Genomic DNA, 16721 nt, shown 5'->3' on the forward strand with positions numbered 1-16721 from the left:
AGAGGGAGAGACGCGGTGCCGGTGGCCGGTGGTGGCCTGACGGGTCGGACACAGCGGGGGCGCGCGGCGCTCCCCGGCCAGGGCGGGAGAGCGAGGATCACGGTACGGCCGGGCCGGGGGTCCTCCCGGGGCCGGACGCCGTTCGCGGTCCTGGTGGTGGCGCTGCTCTCGGGCGGGCTGTTCGGACTGCTGATGCTGAACACCGCGCTCAACGAGGGGTCCTTCGAGCTCGACCGGCTGGAGCGGCAGTCCACCGAGCTGACCGACCTCCGGCAGACCCTGCAGGCCCAGATCGACCAGCAGTCCGGGCCCGACGCGCTGGAGCGCAGGGTCCGCGAGCTGGGCATGGTACCCGGCGGCGACCTGGCCTTCCTGGAGACTGCGGACGGCTCGGTCAAGGGCACGCCCTCGGAGGCGAAGGACAGTCCGCCGGTCAAGCGCTCGGTCGAGGAGCTCTGGCCGCAGCCCAGTCCGAGCGCCCAGCCCGCGCCGCCCGCCGTGCCCCCCGTCGCGCCGAGCGGTGACCCCGTGCAGATCGACCCGGCGCCGCCCGCCGCTCCGTCAACTCCCGCTCCGCCCGCCGGAGGTACGCCGCGATGAGTACGCCCCGTCAGCCCCCGCGCGGTGGTGCAGGGCCGCGTCGGCCCGCCCGTCCGCAGCCGGGACGCGCCCGGTCGGGGCGGCCCGCCCGCCCGGCCGAGCGGCCCCGCGCCCCGCGCCCGCGCACCGGCGAGCCGCCCCGCCGACCCGTCCAGCGCCGCCCCCGCCCCGGCCCGCCGCCGGTGCGCACCATCAAGCTCGGTGACCAACGCCGCAGGCTGCGGCTGGTCACCGTCACGCTGGCGCTGGTGTTCTCGGTCTTCGCGGGCCGGCTGATCCAGCTCCAGCTGCTCGACTCGGACGCGCTGGCCGCCTCCGCCGGGGCCAACAACTACGTGGAGGCCACCCTCTCCGCGGACCGCGGCTCCATAACGTCCTCCGACGGCGTCGCGCTGGCCACCACCGTGGACGCGTACGACATCACCGCCGACCCCTCGCTGTACCCGGCCGAGAAGTCCCTCGTGCCGGACGCGCCGGAGCAGGCGGCCGCGCTGCTGGCCCCGATCCTGAACCGGACCAAGGAGCAGCTCACCGCCGCACTGCGCACCCCGAAGACCAAGTGGGTGATGCTGGCACCCCGGCAGAGCCCGGAGACCAAGAAGCAGATCACCGACCTGAAGGCGACGCTGGCCAAGCAGGCCGACACCGCCGCCTGCCGGGCCCAGCGCAAGCTGGTCGGCAAGCCCGCCGACCAGGGCGGCCGTACCTCGGTGGACAACGTCTGCGCCAACCCGCTGGTCGGGGTGATCAACCAGGAGAGCAAGCGCCGGGTCTACCCGGCGGGCGGTCTGGCGTCCAACCTGCTCGGCTACGTGAACGTGGACGGGATCGGCACCGGCGGGCTGGAGAAGCAGTTCCAGCAGGAGCTCGCGGGCAAGCCGGGCAAGAGCACGTACGCCCAGGTGAACGGCCGGATGGTGCCCACCGCGGGCGGCAGCCAGCAGTCGCCGGTGGAGGGCACCGACCTGCGGCTGACCATCGACCGGGACATCCAGTGGGCGGCTCAGCGGGCGATCACCGACCAGGTCGCCAACGCCGGGGCGGAGAAGGGATACGTGATCGTCCAGGACGTGAAGACCGGTCAGATCCTGGCGATGGCCTCCTCCCCGGGCTTCAACCCGAACGACCTGAGCAAGGCCAGGCCGGAGCAGCTCGGCAACGCGGCGGTCGGGGACGCCTTCGAGCCCGGCTCGACCGCGAAGCTGATGACCATGGCGGCGGTGCTGGACACCGGTACGGCCGCCTGGGACACCCATGTCACGGTGCCCAACACGCTGCAGCGGTCGGACCGGGTGTTCCACGACGACATCGACCACCCGACCTGGTACCTGACCCTGGCGGGCGTGCTGGCCAAGTCCTCCAACATCGGCACCATCCTGGCCGCCGAGCAGCTCGCCAAGAGCCAGCCGGAGGCCAACAAGGTGCTGGCCGACTACCTGGGCCGGTTCGGCATCGGGAAGCCCACCGGTCTCGGCTTCCCCGGCGAGACCAAGGGCATCCTGGCCAAGCCGGAGGACTGGAACGGCTCGCAGCAGTACACCATCCCGTTCGGCCAGGGCCTGTCGGTGAACGCGCTGCAGGCCGCCTCGGTCTTCTCCACCATCGCCAACGGCGGGGTCCGGGTGACACCGAGCCTGCTGGCGGGGACCACCGGACCGGACGGCCGGTACGTGCCGGCCGCGCCGGGGGAGCAGACCCGGGTGGTGAAGCCCGAGACGGCGAAGACCCTGACCGAGATGCTGGAGTCGGTGGTCTCGGACGAACAGGGCACCGGCGCCAAGGCCCAGATCGAGGGCTACCGGGTGGCCGGGAAGACCGGCACGGCCAACCGGGTGGACCCGAAGACCGGCAAGTACAACGGCTACACCGCCTCCTTCATCGGCTTCGCCCCCGCCGAGCAGCCCCGGGTCACCGTCTCCTGCGTGATCCAGGACCCGAAGAACGGTCACTTCGGCGGCCAGCTCTGCGGTCCGGTGTTCAAGCAGGTGATGGAGTTCACCCTGAAGACCCTGCGCGTCGCCCCCAGCGGCAGCGAGGCGCCCAACCTCCCCGTCGACTGGAAGCCCTGATGAACAGCCAGACGCCCTCCCAGCCCGTGCCCGGTGCCAGCTCACGTGGCGGACCGGGGGAGATTCCGGACGGGTCCGGTGCAGATGCCGGGTCGGGGGCCGCGTCTGGCTCTTCGGGGCCCGCGTTTGGCTCATCGGGGGGTGCGGCGGATAGCCTTCCGGCCGTGCCGAAACCCGATCAAATCTCCGCGAGCCCGCCCCGCCCCACCGGCGTGCGGCCCACCCCGCTGGCCGAGGTGGCCCGTCTGCTCGGCCTGCCGCCGGTCGAGGGGGCGCCGGTCAGCGGCGTCACCCACGACTCCAGGGCGGTCCGGCCCGGCGATGTGTACGTCGCCTTCCCGGGGGCCAACCACCACGGCGCCCAGTTCGCCGCGCAGGCGGTGCGGCAGGGCGCGGTCGCGGTGCTGACCGACCCGGAGGGCGCTGCCCAGGCCGCCGACTGTGGTGCGCCGCTGCTGGTGGTGGCCAGCCCGCGGGCCCGGATGGGCGAGCTGGCCGCCGAGGTCTACGGCCGCCCGAGCGCGGGCCTGCGGATGATCGGTCTGACCGGCACCAACGGGAAGACCACCACCGCGTACCTGGTCGAGGGCGGCCTCAAGGGCGCGGGTCTGACGCCCGGCGTGATCGGCACCGTGGAGATGCGGGTCGGCACCGACCGGATCAAGAGCGAGCGGACCACGCCGGAGTCCACCGACCTGCACGCGATCCTCGCGGTGATGCGCGAGCGCGGCGCCGAGGCGGTGGTGATGGAGGTCTCCAGCCACGCGCTCAGCTACGGCCGGGTGGACGGCGTGGTCTACGACGTCGCGCTGTTCAACAACCTGACGCCGGAGCACCTGGACTTCCATCCGGACATGGAGGACTACTTCCGGGCCAAGGCCAAGCTGTTCCAGCCCGACAAGGCCCGGCTCGGGGTGGTCAACCTGGACGACGCGTACGGCCGCCGACTGGCCGCCGAGGCGCCGATCCCGATGACCGGCTTCTCCGCGAAGGGCGACCCGGCCGCGCAGTGGCGGGCGCTGGACGTCCAGCTCGGCCCGCTCGGCTCCACCTTCACGGTGGTCGGACCCGACGGGCAGTCGGCGGAGGCGAGCGTGCCGCTGCCCGGCCCGTTCAACGTGGCCAACGCGCTCGGTGCGCTGACCGCCCTGGTCACCGCCGGGGTGCCGCTGGAGGAGGCGGTGGCCGGGCTGGCCGTCGTCCCCGGTGTCCCGGGCCGGCTGGAGCGGGTGGACGCCGGGCAGCCGTACGTGGCCGTGGTGGACTACGCCCACAAGCCGGACGCGCTGCAGGCCGTGCTGGAGTCGCTGCGCGAGGTCACCAAGGGCCGGCTGCACGTGGTGGTCGGCTGCGGCGGCGACCGCGACCCGTACAAGCGCGGGCCGATGGGCGCGATCGCCGCCCGGCTGGCCGACACCGCCGTGCTGACCAGCGACAACCCGCGCTCCGAGGACGCCCTGGCGATCCTCGCCACCATGCTGACCGGCGCCGCCGAGGTGCCGGAGGACGAGCGCGGCGAGGTGCTGGTGGTGCCGGACCGGGCCGAGGCGATCGCCGACGCCGTGCGGCACGCGCACGCCGGGGACACCGTGCTGGTCGCGGGCAAGGGCCACGAATTGGGCCAGTACGTCCGGGGCGAGGTCCGCCCCTTCGACGACCGGCAGGTACTGCGCGAGGCCATCGAGCACCACCGCCCCGAGCTGAAGGGCGTGCCGGTGCCGAACGTCACGAGTGACAAGCGGGCGTCGGCGAGCGCTGGAGCGAGGAGTGCCGGCACCGGCACGGGAGCGCCCCGGAGCGAGCGGGCAACTGACGGCAGTCGAGGAGTGGAGCAGCCGTGATCGCACTGACCCTTGCCGAGGTGGCCGCGGCCGTCGGCGGCACCCTGCACCACGCCGACCCGGCGACCCGCGTCACCGGACCGGTCGAGCACGACTCGCGGAAGGTCGCGGCGGGCGGCCTGTACGTGGCCATCGTCGGCGAGCGGGTGGACGGCCACGACTTCGCCGGGCAGGCCCTCGCCGCCGGGGCGGTCGCGGTCCTGGCGACCCGTCAGCTGGACGGGCCCACCGTGCTGGTGGACGACGTGCAGCAGGCGCTCGGCCGGCTGGCCGCCGCCGTGGTCCGGCGCGCGGACGCCGATGTCGTGGCGCTCACCGGATCGGCCGGCAAGACCAGCACCAAGGACCTGATCGCCCAACTGCTGTCCCGGCGCGGCGAGACGGTCTTCCCGCCCGGCTCGATGAACAACGAGATCGGCCACCCGATGACCGCGCTGCGGGTCGAACCGACCACGAAGCACCTGGTGATGGAGATGGGCGCCCGGCACAAGGGCGACATCGCCTACCTGACCACGATCACCCCGCCCACCGTCGGCCTGGTGCTCAACATCGGCACCGCGCACGTCGGCGAGTTCGGCTCCAAGGCCGCCATCGCCGAGGCCAAGGGCGAGTTGGTCGAGGCGCTGACCAGCGACGGGATCGCGATCCTGAACGCCGACGACCCGTTGGTGAAGGCGATGGCCTCGCGCACCAAGGCCCGGGTGCTCTACTTCGGCGAGAGCCCGAACGCCGATGTCCGGGCCACCGGAGTTCGCCTGGACGACGCCGGACGGCCACAGTTCACGCTCACCACCCCGGCCGGTTCCGCACCCGTCCGGCTGCGCCTGTACGGTGAGCACCACGTTTCGAACGCCCTCGCCGCCGCTGCGGTGGCGGTGGCGCTCGGTATGTCCGTCGATGACACCGCCGCCGCGCTCGGCGAGGCGGAAGCGCTGTCCCGCTGGCGCATGGAGGTCGTCGAACGGGCCGACGGCGTCACCGTGGTCAACGACGCCTACAACGCGAACCCGGAGTCCATGCGGGCCGCGCTGCGGGCGCTGGTGTCGATGGGTGGCCGCGGCCCGGAGCGCCGCCGCACGTTCGCGGTGCTCGGTGAGATGCGGGAGCTCGGCGAGGACAGCCTCACCGAGCACGACGCCATCGGGCGGCTCGCGGTCCGACTGGACGTCACCAGGCTGGTGGCGGTCGGTGGACGCGACGCGGCCTGCATGGAACTGGGCGCGAGGAACGAAGGTTCGTGGGGTGAGGAGTCGGTGCTGGTGTCCGACGCGGACGCGGCGATCGAGCTGCTGCGGGGTCAGCTGCGGCCAGGGGACGTGGTGTTGGTGAAGGCGTCCCGTTCGGTGGGCCTGGAGCGGGTGGCCGAGGCCCTGCTGGCTGATGGAGCCGCGAAGTGAAGCAGATTCTCTTCTCCGGGATGATCGGGCTGGTGCTCTCGCTGCTCGGCACCCCGGCGCTGATCCGGCTGCTGGCCAAGCACGGCTACGGCCAGATGATCCGCGACGACGGCCCGAAGGCGCACGCCAGCAAGCGCGGTACGCCCACCATGGGTGGCATCGCCTTCATCCTGGCCACGCTGATCGCCTACGCCGCGACCAAGGTGATAACGGGCGAGAAGCCCACCGTCTCAGGACTGTTGGTGCTCTTCCTGACCACCGGTCTGGGCCTGGTCGGCTTCCTGGACGACTACATCAAGGTGGTCAAGCAGCGGTCGCTGGGCCTGCGGGCCAAGGCGAAGCTGCTCGGCCAGTCGCTGGTCGGCCTGACCTTCGCGATCCTGTCGCTCCAGTTCAAGGACGACCGGGGACTGACCCCGGCCTCCACCAGCCTCTCCTTCGTCCAGGACTTCAGCTGGTCGGTCGGGCCGGTGCTGTTCGTGATCTGGGCGTACTTCATGATCGCCGCGATGTCGAACGGCGTGAACCTCACCGACGGTCTGGACGGCCTGGCCACCGGCGCCTCGGTGATGGTCTTCGGCGCCTACGTCTTCATCGGCGTCTGGCAGTACGGCCAGACCTGCGCCTCGATGGCAACCGCCACCGCCAGCTGCTACGACGTGCGCGATCCGCTGGACCTGGCGGTGATCGCCTCGGCGCTGATGGGCTCCTGCTTCGGCTTCCTGTGGTGGAACACCTCGCCCGCCAAGATCTTCATGGGTGACACCGGATCGCTCGCCCTCGGCGGAGCGCTCGCCGGTCTGGCGATCTGCTCGCGCACCGAGCTGCTGCTCGCGCTGCTCGGCGGCCTGTTCGTGATCATCACCCTGTCGGTGGTCATCCAGGTCGGCTCGTTCCGGATGACCGGCAAGCGGGTCTTCAAGATGGCGCCACTGCAGCACCACTTCGAACTCAAGGGCTGGAGCGAAGTACTGATCGTGGTCCGGTTCTGGATCATCCAGGGCCTGTGTGTCGCGGTCGGCCTCGGCCTGTTCTACGCGGGCTGGGTGACGGGGTGACCGCCAACCTCGACTTCAAGGGCCTGCCGGTCGCCGTCGCGGGCCTGGGCGTCTCGGGCATCTCCGCCGCCCGGGCGCTCCGTGACCTGGGCGCCCTGGTGACCGTGGTTGACGGCGGCGACGGCGAGGGCCTGCGGGCCAGGGCCGCCTCGCTCGGCGAGGGCATCACCGTCCGCCTCGGCGACGGCGACATGCTGCCCGAGGGCACCCGACTCATCGTCACCTCGCCCGGCTGGCCGCCGAACAGCCCGCTGTTCCTGGCCGCCGAGCAGGCCGGAGTACCGGTCTGGGGCGACGTCGAACTCGCCTGGCGGCTCCGCAGGCCGCTGCCGGAGACCGGCGAGCCTGCCCCCTGGCTGGCCGTCACCGGCACCAACGGCAAGACCACCACGGTCCAGATGCTCGCCTCGATCCTGACCGCCGCGGGCCGGCGCACCGCCGCCGTCGGCAACGTCGGCGTCTCGGTGCTGGACGCGGTGCTCGCCGAGCAGCCGTACGACGTGCTCGCGGTCGAGCTCTCGAGCTACCAGCTGCACTGGGCGCCCTCGCTGCGCCCGCACTCGGCCGCCGTGCTGAACCTGGCGCCGGACCACCTGGACTGGCACGGCTCGATGGAGGCGTACGCCGCCGACAAGGGCCGGATCTACCAGGGCAACCAGGTGGCCTGCGTGTACAACCTGGCCGACCCGGTGACCCGGGAGCTGGTCGAGGAGGCCGACGTCGAGGAGGGCTGCCGGGCGATCGGCTTCGGCCTCGGCGCCCCCGGTCTCTCCCAGCTCGGCGTGGTGGACGGCCTGTTGGTGGACCGCGCGTTCGTCCCGGACCGGCAGAAGAACGCCGCCGAGATCGGCGCGGTCGAGGACGTCACCCCGCCCGCCCCGCACAACATCGCCAACGCCCTCGCGGCGGCGGCGCTGGCGCGGGCGTACGGGGTGGACACCAAGGCCGTCCGGGAGGGCCTGAGGGCGTTCCGGCCGGACGCGCACCGGATCGCCGAGGTCGCGGTGGTCGACGGGGTCACGTACATCGACGACTCCAAGGCCACCAACACCCATGCCGCGGCGGCCTCGTTGGCCGCGTACGAGCCGGTGGTCTGGATCGCCGGCGGCCTGGCCAAGGGCGCGACCTTCGACGAGCTCGTCCAGGGTGCGGCGGAGCGGCTGCGGGCCGCCGTGCTGATCGGTGCCGACCGGGCGCTGATCCGGGAGGCGCTGGCGCGACACGCACCGGATGTTCCGGTGATCGAGGCCGCCCAGGGTGAGACTGGCGCGGTGGCGATGACCGAGGTGGTCCGCGCGGCCGCCGGACTCGCCCGACCTGGTGACACGGTCCTGCTGGCGCCGGCCTGTGCCTCGATGGACATGTTCACCAACTACGGCCAGCGCGGCGACCTCTTCGCCGAGGCCGTCCGGGCGCTGCAGGGCTGAAGTCGATTCACGGGGGAGCTGTCTGATGGCCGGTCAGGGAACGGCTGGACCGGAGCGCGGCTCCCCCAGGTTCCAGGTGATCTCGGCGAGTACCGCCACCTTCAAGGCGGCCGACCCGGTCACCAGGCTGCGGGCGTTCCGGGGCCGGGTCCGGTACCTGCTGGACCGTCCGCTGACGCCCTACTACCTGATCCTCGGCTCCGCGCTGCTGCTGCTGGTGCTCGGCCTCGGGATGGTCTTCTCCTCCTCGCAGATCCTGGCCAAGCGCTGGGACCTGCCGATGACCTTCTTCTTCCGCAAGCAGCTGATCGCCGTGCTGCTCGGGCTCGGCCTGCTGGTGGTGTTCGCCCGGACGCCGCTCAAGCTGATGCGGGCGATGGTCTACCCGGTGCTGTTCGGCGTGCTGGGCGCGCTGGTGCTGGTCGCCGTACCCGGCATCGGCAAGACCGTCGGCGGCAACCAGAACTGGCTGGACCTCGGCTTCTTCCAGGTCCAGCCCTCCGAGTTCGCCAAGCTGGCGCTGGTGCTCTGGGCGGCCGACCTGCTGGCCAGGAAGCAGAAGACCCGGACGCTGGACCAGTGGAAGCACCTGCTGGTGCCGTTGGTGCCCGGCACCCTGCTCCTGATGCTGCTGATCATGGTCGGTGGCGACATGGGCACCACGATGATCCTGATCGCGATGCTGTTCGGCCTGCTCTGGCTGGTCGGCGCCCCGCTCCGGCTGTTCGCCGCGACGCTGGGCATCGCGGTGGTGGCCTGCACCGCGCTGATCATCACGGTGCCGCACCGGCTGGACCGGCTGGCCTGCATCGGCGTCACCAGACCGGACCCGAACGTCAACTGCTTCCAGGCCCTGCACGGCCTCTACGCCTTCGCGGCCGGCGGTCCGTTCGGCTCCGGCTTCGGCGCGGGCGTCGAGAAGTGGGGCCAACTTCCGGAGGCCCACACCGACTTCATCTTCGCCGCACTGGGCGAGGAACTGGGTCTGGTGGGGACGCTGTCGGTGCTCGGGCTCTTCGCGGCACTAGGCTACGCGGGTATCCGTGTGGCCGGCAGTACGAAGGACCCCTTCGTCAGGTACGCCGCGGGAGCAGCCACCACCTGGATCATGGCGCAGGCCATGGTCAACCTGGGGTCGGCGCTGGGACTTCTGCCTATCGCGGGAGTCCCGCTCCCGCTGTTCTCCTACGGGGGGTCGGCGATGCTCTCGGCCATGTCCGCCGTCGGGGTGCTGCTGTGCTTCGCACGCAGCTCGCCGGGGGCGAAGGCGGCACTTGCCGCCCGGCCCCTACGACTAAGAAGGTTGGCCAACAGCCGGTTCAGGTCAGTCCTGACCCGGGTGCGGCCACGACGAACCACAGCGCGCCAGGCTGCGAAGCCGAAGCGCAGGGAGCGGTGAATTTCGGTGCATGTCGTACTCGCAGGCGGCGGAACCGCCGGGCACATCGAGCCGGCCATGGCGCTCGCGGACGCCCTCCGCAGGCACGACCCGTCCATCGGGATCACCGCCCTCGGCACCGAGCGGGGTCTGGAGACCCGGCTGGTGCCCGAGCGCGGCTACCAGCTGGAGCTGATCCCGGCGGTGCCGCTGCCGCGTAAGCCCACCCCGGAACTGATCACGGTGCCCGGCCGGCTGCGCGGCACCGTCCGGGCCGCCCAGGAGATCATCGAGCGGGTCAAGGCGGACGCCGTGGTCGGCTTCGGCGGCTACGTCGCGATGCCCGCCTACCTGGCCGCCAAGCGCGCCGGGGTGCCGATCGTGGTGCACGAGGCGAACGCCCGCCCCGGGTTGGCCAACAAGATCGGTGCCCGGTACAGCGACTTCGTCGCGGTCTCCACGCCCGACTCCAAGCTGCGCGACTCCCGGTACATCGGCATCCCGCTGCGCCGGACCATCGCCACCCTGGACCGGAACGCCGTCCGCCCGGAGGCCCGCCACTACTTCGGGCTCGACCAGCGGCTGCCCACCCTGCTGGTCTCCGGCGGCTCGCAGGGCGCGCGGCGGCTGAACGAGGTCGTGCAGGCCATCGCGCCCCGGCTCCAGCAGTACGGCGTGCAGATCCTGCACGCGGTCGGGCCGAAGAACGAGCTGCCGCTGATCGACGACATCCCCGGGATGCCGCCGTACCGCGCGGTGCCCTACGTGGACCGGATGGACCTCGCGTACGCGGCGGCCGACCTGATGCTCTGCCGGGCCGGTGCGATGACGGTGGCCGAGCTGGCCGCGGTAGGTCTGCCCGCCGCCTTCGTACCGCTGCCGATCGGCAACGGCGAGCAGCGGCTGAACGCCCAGCCGATGGTCAAGGCGGGCGGCGGTCTGCTGGTGGACGACGCCGAGCTGACCGCGGACTGGGTGCTGCAGAACGTGCTGCCGGTGCTCACCAACCCGCAGAAGCTGTGGGACATGAGCCGGGCCGCCGCCGAGTTCGGCCGCCGGGACGCCGACGACCTGCTGGTCGGGATGGTGTACGAGGCGATCGAGGCGGCCAGAGGTGGTCGACGCCGTGGCTGAGACGCCGGTCCTCGACGATCCCCTGGAGAGCGAGGACGAGGCCGAGGAGGAGTACGCTCCCCGGCTCCGGCTCTCCCGGCGCGGGATCGTGGTGCTGAGTGCGCTCGGGGCTCTGCTCCTGGGCGCACTCGGCTGGCTGGTGTTCTTCTCCTCGGTACTGGACGTCCGGGTGGTCGCCGTCCAGGGACTGGCCGGCGACAAGTTGACGGCGCACCAGGTGCGCGAGGCGCTGGGCGGCGGGCAGCACGGCCCGCTGGCCCGGGTCGACCTGGCCGAGGCCGAACGACGGGTGGCCGCGCTGCCCCGGGTGGCCAAGGCCGAGGTCTGGCGGGGCTGGCCGCACACGCTGCGGATCAAGGTGGTCGAGCGGCGTCCGGTGGCGACGGTGCGGACCGAGGACGGCAAGTTCACCCAGGTGGACTCGACCGGATTCGGTTTCGCCACCGAGGACGTCCCGCCGGCCGGGGTCCCGGTGGTGGAGCTGGCACTCAGTCAGCAGGCGAACGACGCCCTGGCGGTGTTCGGTAAGCCGGAGCTGGTGCGGGCCGCCGTGACGGTGGCGGCGGGGCTCCCGCCGGAGGTGACCAAGCTGGCCGGGGCGGTCCGGGTGCACAGCTACGACGACATCCAACTGCAGCTCGCCGACGGTGCGGTGGTGCGGTGGGGGAGTGCGGAGCGGACCGCGCGCAAGGCCCAGGTGCTGGCCGCGCTGCTGCCCCGGAAGGCGAAGATCTACGACGTCAGTGCGCCCGACGCCCCCGGTATCGGCGGATGATGGCCCGGTGTGTCGGGAAGATCCGGTAAGTTCTTCTTCCAAGGGCGGTGTTGACGGAGTATCGGCTCCGCCCCAATCCTTGGTGGTCACCCCGGTTTCGCCGGGTGATGGATGATCACATAGGCTCAAAAGAAAAACGGGAAGCTCGGCGTGTTCGTTGAACACAGATGAGTTGCCACCTAGTGTCCTGTGTCACCAGGCTGTGTCCCACGGTGATGTGACGCAGGCACAGCCACAACCCTAAAGGTCAAGTTTAGGGTTCGGGTCGGTGGTCGGAATTTCGGACATACAGTCAGGAAATACCCGGGCTCCCCACCCATCGACATCCGTCGGCCCTCACAAACGGGGGGAAGCCGACCCGGAATCTCGAGGCGAGAGGCCTTCGACGTGGCAGCACCGCAGAACTACCTCGCAGTCATCAAGGTCGTCGGTATCGGCGGCGGTGGTGTCAACGCCATCAACCGGATGATCGAGGTCGGTCTCAAGGGCGTCGAGTTCATCGCGATCAACACCGATGCGCAGGCCCTCCTGATGAGCGACGCCGACGTCAAGCTCGACGTGGGCCGTGAACTCACCCGGGGCCTCGGCGCCGGGGCGAACCCCGAGGTCGGCCGGAAGGCCGCCGAGGACCACCGCGAGGAGATCGAGGAGGTCCTCAAGGGGGCCGACATGGTCTTCGTGACGGCCGGCGAGGGCGGCGGCACCGGCACCGGCGGCGCCCCCGTGGTGGCGAACATCGCCCGCTCGCTCGGCGCGCTCACCATCGGCGTGGTCACCCGCCCCTTCACCTTCGAGGGCCGCCGCCGGGCGAACCAGGCCGAGGACGGCATCGCCGGCCTGCGCGAGGAGGTCGACACCCTCATCGTGATCCCGAACGACCGGCTGCTCTCCATCTCCGACCGCCAGGTCAGCGTGCTGGACGCGTTCCGCTCCGCCGACCAGGTGCTGCTCTCCGGTGTGCAGGGCATCACCGACCTGATCACCACCCCCGGTCTGATCAACCTCGACTTCGCCGACGTCAAGTCGGTCATGTCGGACGCCGGTTCGGCCCTGATGGGGATCGGCTCGGCCCGTGGTGAGGACCGCGCCAAGGCGGCGGCCATCATGGCGATCTCCTCCCCGCTGCTCGAGGCGTCCATCGACGGTGCCCGCGGCGTGCTGCTCTCCATCTCCGGCGGCTCGGACCTCGGCCTGTTCGAGATCAACGAGTCGGCCCAGCTGGTCAGCGAGGCGGCGCACCCCGAGGCCAACATCATCTTCGGTGCGGTTATCGACGACGCCCTCGGCGACGAGGTCAGGGTCACCGTGATCGCCGCCGGGTTCGACGGCGGCCAGCCGCCCGCCATCGTGCGCGACCCGGTGGTCAAGTCCACCCCGGCCGCCACCGGTTCGACCCCGGAGCGTCCGGCCGGCCGCCCGTCCTACGGCAGCATCGGTTCGGTGACGGACCGCCCGAAGGACGCCGAGCAGGGCACCACCACGACGGCCCCGCCGGTCCCCCCGCAGGTGCAGCCGGTCCGCCAGCCGCTGGCGGAGAGCCCGGCCGAGGAGCTCGACGTACCGGACTTCCTGAAGTAACCCACGGCACCGATGCCCACCGTGCCCCCGTCCCGGACGGGGAACACGGTGGGCATCGTGCGGTCCGGGGGTGCGATCATCTGCTGTGTTTCTCGTGGCGAGCTGTGAATGGGGGCGACTGTGACTGACTTGTACGGACCGGAGCCGGGTGGCCCGGAGTTCCTGGCCGGACTGACCGAGGGTCAGCGCGCCAGGTACGAGGAGCTGGGAACCAACCTCGACGTGGTGGAGCGCCGGATCGCGGACGCCTGTGCGGCGGCCGGACGGTCCAGGGACGAGGTCAGGCTCGTGGTGGTCACCAAGACCTACCCGGCCGAGGACACCGCCCTGCTGGCGGCCCTGGGTGTCACCGACGTCGCGGAGAACCGCGACCAGGACGCCGCCCCCAAGGCCGAGCTCTGCCGCGAACTGCCGCTGGACTGGCACTTCGTGGGTCAGCTGCAGACCAACAAGGTCCGCTCGGTGGTCCGCTACGCGAACTACGTGCACTCGGTGGACCGGCTCCGGCTGGTGCGCTCGCTGGGTGCGGCGGTGGCCAACGCCGGGCGCGCGCCGCTGGGTTGCCTGGTCCAGGTCGCCCTGGACAAGGAGGCCGGCGAGGGCGAGGGTCGGGCCGGAGTGGCCCCCGAGGAGGTCGCCGCGTTGGCCGACGCGATCGCCGACACGCCCGGGCTGCGACTGTCCGGTGTGATGACCGTCGCTCCGTTGGCCGGCCCCCTGGCGGGGGACCCGGCGAAGGCGTTCGAGCGGCTGGCGGAAATCTCAACTGCCCTACGATCGAGCCATCCGGCTGCCACGATGGTCTCGGCAGGCATGAGCGGCGACCTGGAGCAGGCGGTGGCCGCCGGAGCGACACATGTGCGCGTCGGTACGGCGGTGCTCGGAGTGCGGTCGACGCTCCGGTAACGTCACCGGGTAGTAGATCACACTGCAGGACAAAACAGGACAGAACCTAGCAGCTGGCTACAGCGCTAGCGAACCGTGGATCGATCGCAAATCCGCAGCCACTCCCACTCTATGACGAGGCGTCGGGTGGCGTGCGGAATCCGCAGGCGAAGGCCGCCGGGGACGATCCACCACAGAGCGGAGGAGACAGGAGCATGGCCGGCGCAATGCGCAAGATGGCGGTCTACCTCGGCCTCGTGGAGGACGAGACGTACGACGGCCAGGGTTACGACCCCGACGACGACTACGACACGGACCCCGAGCCGATCCGCACCGGACGGACCGAGGGTCTGGACCGCCCCGCCGCGGCACCTGCCGCGCCGGCGCCCGTCGCCCACATCGCGCCCCAGCCCGTCCCGGCTGCCGTGCCGATCCGGCAGGAGCAGCCGCGGATGGCCCCAGTGTCGTCCATCACACCCGACCGCCGCCAAAACCTGGAGAAGAGCGCCCCGGTGATCATGCCCAAGGTCGTCAACGAACGAGAGCCGTACCGCATCACCACGCTGCACCCGAGGACCTACAACGAGGCCCGTACCATCGGGGAACAGTTCCGTGGCGGCACCCCGGTGATCATGAATTTGACCGAGATGGACGACACGGACGCGAAGCGGCTCGTAGACTTCGCCGCTGGACTCGTCTTCGGTCTGCACGGCAGTATCGAGCGAGTGACACAGAAGGTGTTCCTGCTGTCGCCTGCTAACGTCGATGTAACGGCGGAGGACAAGGCTCGGATCGCCGAGGGTGGGTTCTTCAACCAGAGCTGACCCGACCACGACTTCTCGGTGGATCTCGTGGCAGTGGTACGTGACTGACGGATCGTCCGGAATGTCGGATTTGAACAGGGAGACACGATGGGGATCGTGCGGGGAGTGCTCTTCTACGCGCTGAGCGCTTTCCTGTTGGTCCTGCTCTTCCGTCTGGTCATGGACTGGGTCTTCCAGTTCGCCCGCTCGTGGCGTCCCGGGAAGGCCATGGTCGTGGTGCTGGAGGCCACGTACACTGTCACCGATCCGCCACTCAAGCTTCTTCGGCGATTCATCCCGCCGTTGCGTTTCGGGGGCGTGGCGCTCGACCTGTCCTTCTTCGTACTGATGATCATTGTGTTTGTCCTGAGATCGCTCGTGCTGACTCTGCCGTCTTGAGCGCTGCGACAGGATGCCGGTGTGCCGACGATCACGTTGAGGTGAAGAGATGTCACTGTCCCCAGAGGACGTTCGGAACAAGCAGTTCACGACCGTCCGGCTGCGTGAAGGCTATGACGAGGACGAGGTCGATGCCTTCCTCGACGAGGTCGAAGCAGAGTTGACCCGACTCCTGCGCGAGAACGAGGACCTGCGGGCCAAGCTCGCCGCGGCCACTCGTGCCGCCGCGCAGAACCAGGCCAACATGCGCAAGGAGCAGCAGCCGCAGGACGGCCGCCAGGGCGCTCCCGTCCCCGCCGCCATATCCGGCCCGCCGGTGCCCGGCCAGGGTCAGATGCAGCAGGGCCCCGGTGTCCCGGGCCAGCAGCAGATGCAGCAGCAGATGGGCAACCAGCCCCTCGGCCTGCCCTCCGGTGCGCCGCAGCTCCCGTCCGGTCAGGGCGGCCCGATGGGCCAGCCCAACCAGCAGCAGCAGCTGCAGCCGATGGGCCAGCAGCAGCAGATGCAGCAGCCGATGGGCCAGCAGCAGATGGGTCACACCATGGGCGGCCAGCAGCAGCTGGTGCAGCCGATGGGTGGTCAGATGCTGCAGCCGATGGGCCAGCAGCAGATGGGCCAGACCATGGGCGGCCAGCAGCTGCAGCCGATGGGCGGCCCGATGGGCCAGCAGCTCGGCGGCCCGATGGGCGCCCCGATGCAGCAGCAGAACCCCGGTGGCGACAGCGCGGCCCGCGTGCTCGCGCTCGCCCAGCAGACCGCCGACCAGGCGATCTCCGAGGCCCGTTCCGAGGCCAACAAGATCGTCGGCGAGGCGCGCAGCCGGGCCGAGGGCCTGGAGCGGGACGCCCGCGCCAAGGCCGACGCGCTGGAGCGGGACGCGCAGGAGAAGCACCGGGTCGCGATGGGCTCCCTGGAGTCCGCCCGCGCCACGCTGGAGCGCAAGGTCGAGGACCTGCGCGCCTTCGAGCGCGAGTACCGCACCCGCCTGAAGTCCTACCTGGAGACCCAGCTGCGCCAGCTGGAGTCGCAGGCGGACGACTCGCTCGCCCCGCCGCGGATCCCGGCCACCGCCTCGCTGCCGCCGGCCGGTGCCTCTGCGATGAGCGGTCAGCCGTCGTTCGGTGGCCAGTCCTCCTTCACCGGTGGGAGCCAGCCGTCCTTCGGCGGCCAGTCCTCCTTCGGTGGCGGCAACGGTCAGCCCTCCTTCGGTGGTCAGCAGAACGGTGCCCCGAGCGGCGCCGCACAGATGGCCCCCGCCGGGATGACCCAGCCGATGGCGGCCGTCCGGCCGCAGCCTCCGCAGCCGATGCAGCAGGCGCCCGCTCCGATGCGTGGCTTCCTGATCGACGAGGACGGCGACAACTAAGCACCACCACG

Annotated in this window: 14 protein-coding genes; all 14 read left to right on the top strand. The window is 71.2% G+C overall.

The features are described from left to right. Window positions 1-15 precede the first annotated feature (15 nt). The gene (locus ACKUU6_RS24505) at window positions 16-600 is read left to right on the top strand and encodes an FtsB family cell division protein (protein WP_407990717.1); all 585 of its coding nucleotides are present in this window, start codon (window positions 16-18) and stop codon (window positions 598-600) included. Continuing rightward, window positions 597-2669 (top strand): peptidoglycan D,D-transpeptidase FtsI family protein, encoded by a 2073-nt coding sequence (locus tag ACKUU6_RS24510; protein ID WP_407990718.1) that lies wholly within the window; start codon window positions 597-599, stop codon window positions 2667-2669. Before ACKUU6_RS24505 ends, ACKUU6_RS24510 begins: the two co-directional genes overlap by 4 nt. 164 nt (window positions 2670-2833) lie before the next feature. Beyond that, on the top strand, window positions 2834-4510 hold the full coding sequence (locus ACKUU6_RS24515; RefSeq protein ID WP_407990719.1) for a UDP-N-acetylmuramoyl-L-alanyl-D-glutamate--2,6-diaminopimelate ligase: 1677 nt from the start codon (window positions 2834-2836) through the stop codon (window positions 4508-4510). Further along, a complete protein-coding gene (locus ACKUU6_RS24520) occupies window positions 4507-5907 on the top strand; it encodes a UDP-N-acetylmuramoyl-tripeptide--D-alanyl-D-alanine ligase (protein ID WP_407990720.1) in 1401 nt (466 codons plus the stop codon). Before ACKUU6_RS24515 ends, ACKUU6_RS24520 begins: the two co-directional genes overlap by 4 nt. Then, window positions 5904-6965: a phospho-N-acetylmuramoyl-pentapeptide-transferase gene (gene mraY, locus ACKUU6_RS24525; RefSeq protein ID WP_407990721.1), complete on the top strand. Its 1062-nt coding sequence runs from the start codon at window positions 5904-5906 to the stop codon at window positions 6963-6965. Before ACKUU6_RS24520 ends, mraY begins: the two co-directional genes overlap by 4 nt. Then, entirely contained in the window at window positions 6962-8392 is a 1431-nt protein-coding gene (gene murD, locus ACKUU6_RS24530; protein ID WP_407990722.1) for a UDP-N-acetylmuramoyl-L-alanine--D-glutamate ligase, read from the top strand. The genes mraY and murD overlap by 4 nt, the downstream gene beginning before the upstream one ends. Window positions 8393-8417: 25 nt before the next feature. Then, window positions 8418-9791, top strand: a complete 1374-nt coding sequence (ftsW, locus tag ACKUU6_RS24535) for a putative lipid II flippase FtsW (RefSeq protein ID WP_407990723.1) — start codon at window positions 8418-8420, stop codon at window positions 9789-9791. A gap of 6 nt (window positions 9792-9797) precedes the next feature. Next, window positions 9798-10904 carry an undecaprenyldiphospho-muramoylpentapeptide beta-N-acetylglucosaminyltransferase gene (gene murG, locus ACKUU6_RS24540; RefSeq protein ID WP_407990724.1) on the top strand — a complete coding sequence of 369 codons (1107 nt, stop codon included), beginning with the start codon at window positions 9798-9800 and terminating at the stop codon, window positions 10902-10904. Further along, window positions 10897-11679, top strand: coding sequence for a cell division protein FtsQ/DivIB (locus ACKUU6_RS24545; RefSeq protein ID WP_407990725.1), 783 nt, complete (start codon window positions 10897-10899; stop codon window positions 11677-11679). The genes murG and ACKUU6_RS24545 overlap by 8 nt, the downstream gene beginning before the upstream one ends. 387 nt (window positions 11680-12066) lie before the next feature. Then, complete coding sequence (gene ftsZ / locus ACKUU6_RS24550) at window positions 12067-13257, top strand: cell division protein FtsZ (RefSeq protein ID WP_407990726.1); 1191 nt, start codon at window positions 12067-12069, stop codon at window positions 13255-13257. A gap of 162 nt (window positions 13258-13419) precedes the next feature. Beyond that, on the top strand, window positions 13420-14163 hold the full coding sequence (locus ACKUU6_RS24555; protein WP_407992224.1) for a YggS family pyridoxal phosphate-dependent enzyme: 744 nt from the start codon (window positions 13420-13422) through the stop codon (window positions 14161-14163). Between the two features lie 194 nt (window positions 14164-14357). Further along, window positions 14358-14966, top strand: coding sequence for a cell division protein SepF (locus ACKUU6_RS24560; protein ID WP_407992225.1), 609 nt, complete (start codon window positions 14358-14360; stop codon window positions 14964-14966). An 87-nt stretch (window positions 14967-15053) separates the two neighbouring features. Continuing rightward, window positions 15054-15344, top strand: coding sequence for a YggT family protein (locus tag ACKUU6_RS24565; RefSeq protein WP_057233071.1), 291 nt, complete (start codon window positions 15054-15056; stop codon window positions 15342-15344). 49 nt (window positions 15345-15393) lie between these two features. Further along, the gene (locus ACKUU6_RS24570) at window positions 15394-16710 is read left to right on the top strand and encodes a DivIVA domain-containing protein (protein WP_407990727.1); all 1317 of its coding nucleotides are present in this window, start codon (window positions 15394-15396) and stop codon (window positions 16708-16710) included. Window positions 16711-16721 lie beyond the last annotated feature (11 nt).

This window comes from Kitasatospora sp. CMC57 (genome assembly GCF_045866025.2).
Classification (GTDB): domain Bacteria; phylum Actinomycetota; class Actinomycetes; order Streptomycetales; family Streptomycetaceae; genus Kitasatospora.

Coding starts and splice junctions, on each gene's coding strand:
- ACKUU6_RS24510 (WP_407990718.1), top strand. CDS start 597: ATGAGTACGCCCCGTCAGCCCCCGCGCGGTGGTGCAGGGCCGCGTCGG.
- ftsW (WP_407990723.1), top strand. CDS start 8,418: ATGGCCGGTCAGGGAACGGCTGGACCGGAGCGCGGCTCCCCCAGGTTC.
- ACKUU6_RS24560 (WP_407992225.1), top strand. CDS start 14,358: ATGGCCGGCGCAATGCGCAAGATGGCGGTCTACCTCGGCCTCGTGGAG.
- ACKUU6_RS24565 (WP_057233071.1), top strand. CDS start 15,054: ATGGGGATCGTGCGGGGAGTGCTCTTCTACGCGCTGAGCGCTTTCCTG.
- ACKUU6_RS24570 (WP_407990727.1), top strand. CDS start 15,394: ATGTCACTGTCCCCAGAGGACGTTCGGAACAAGCAGTTCACGACCGTC.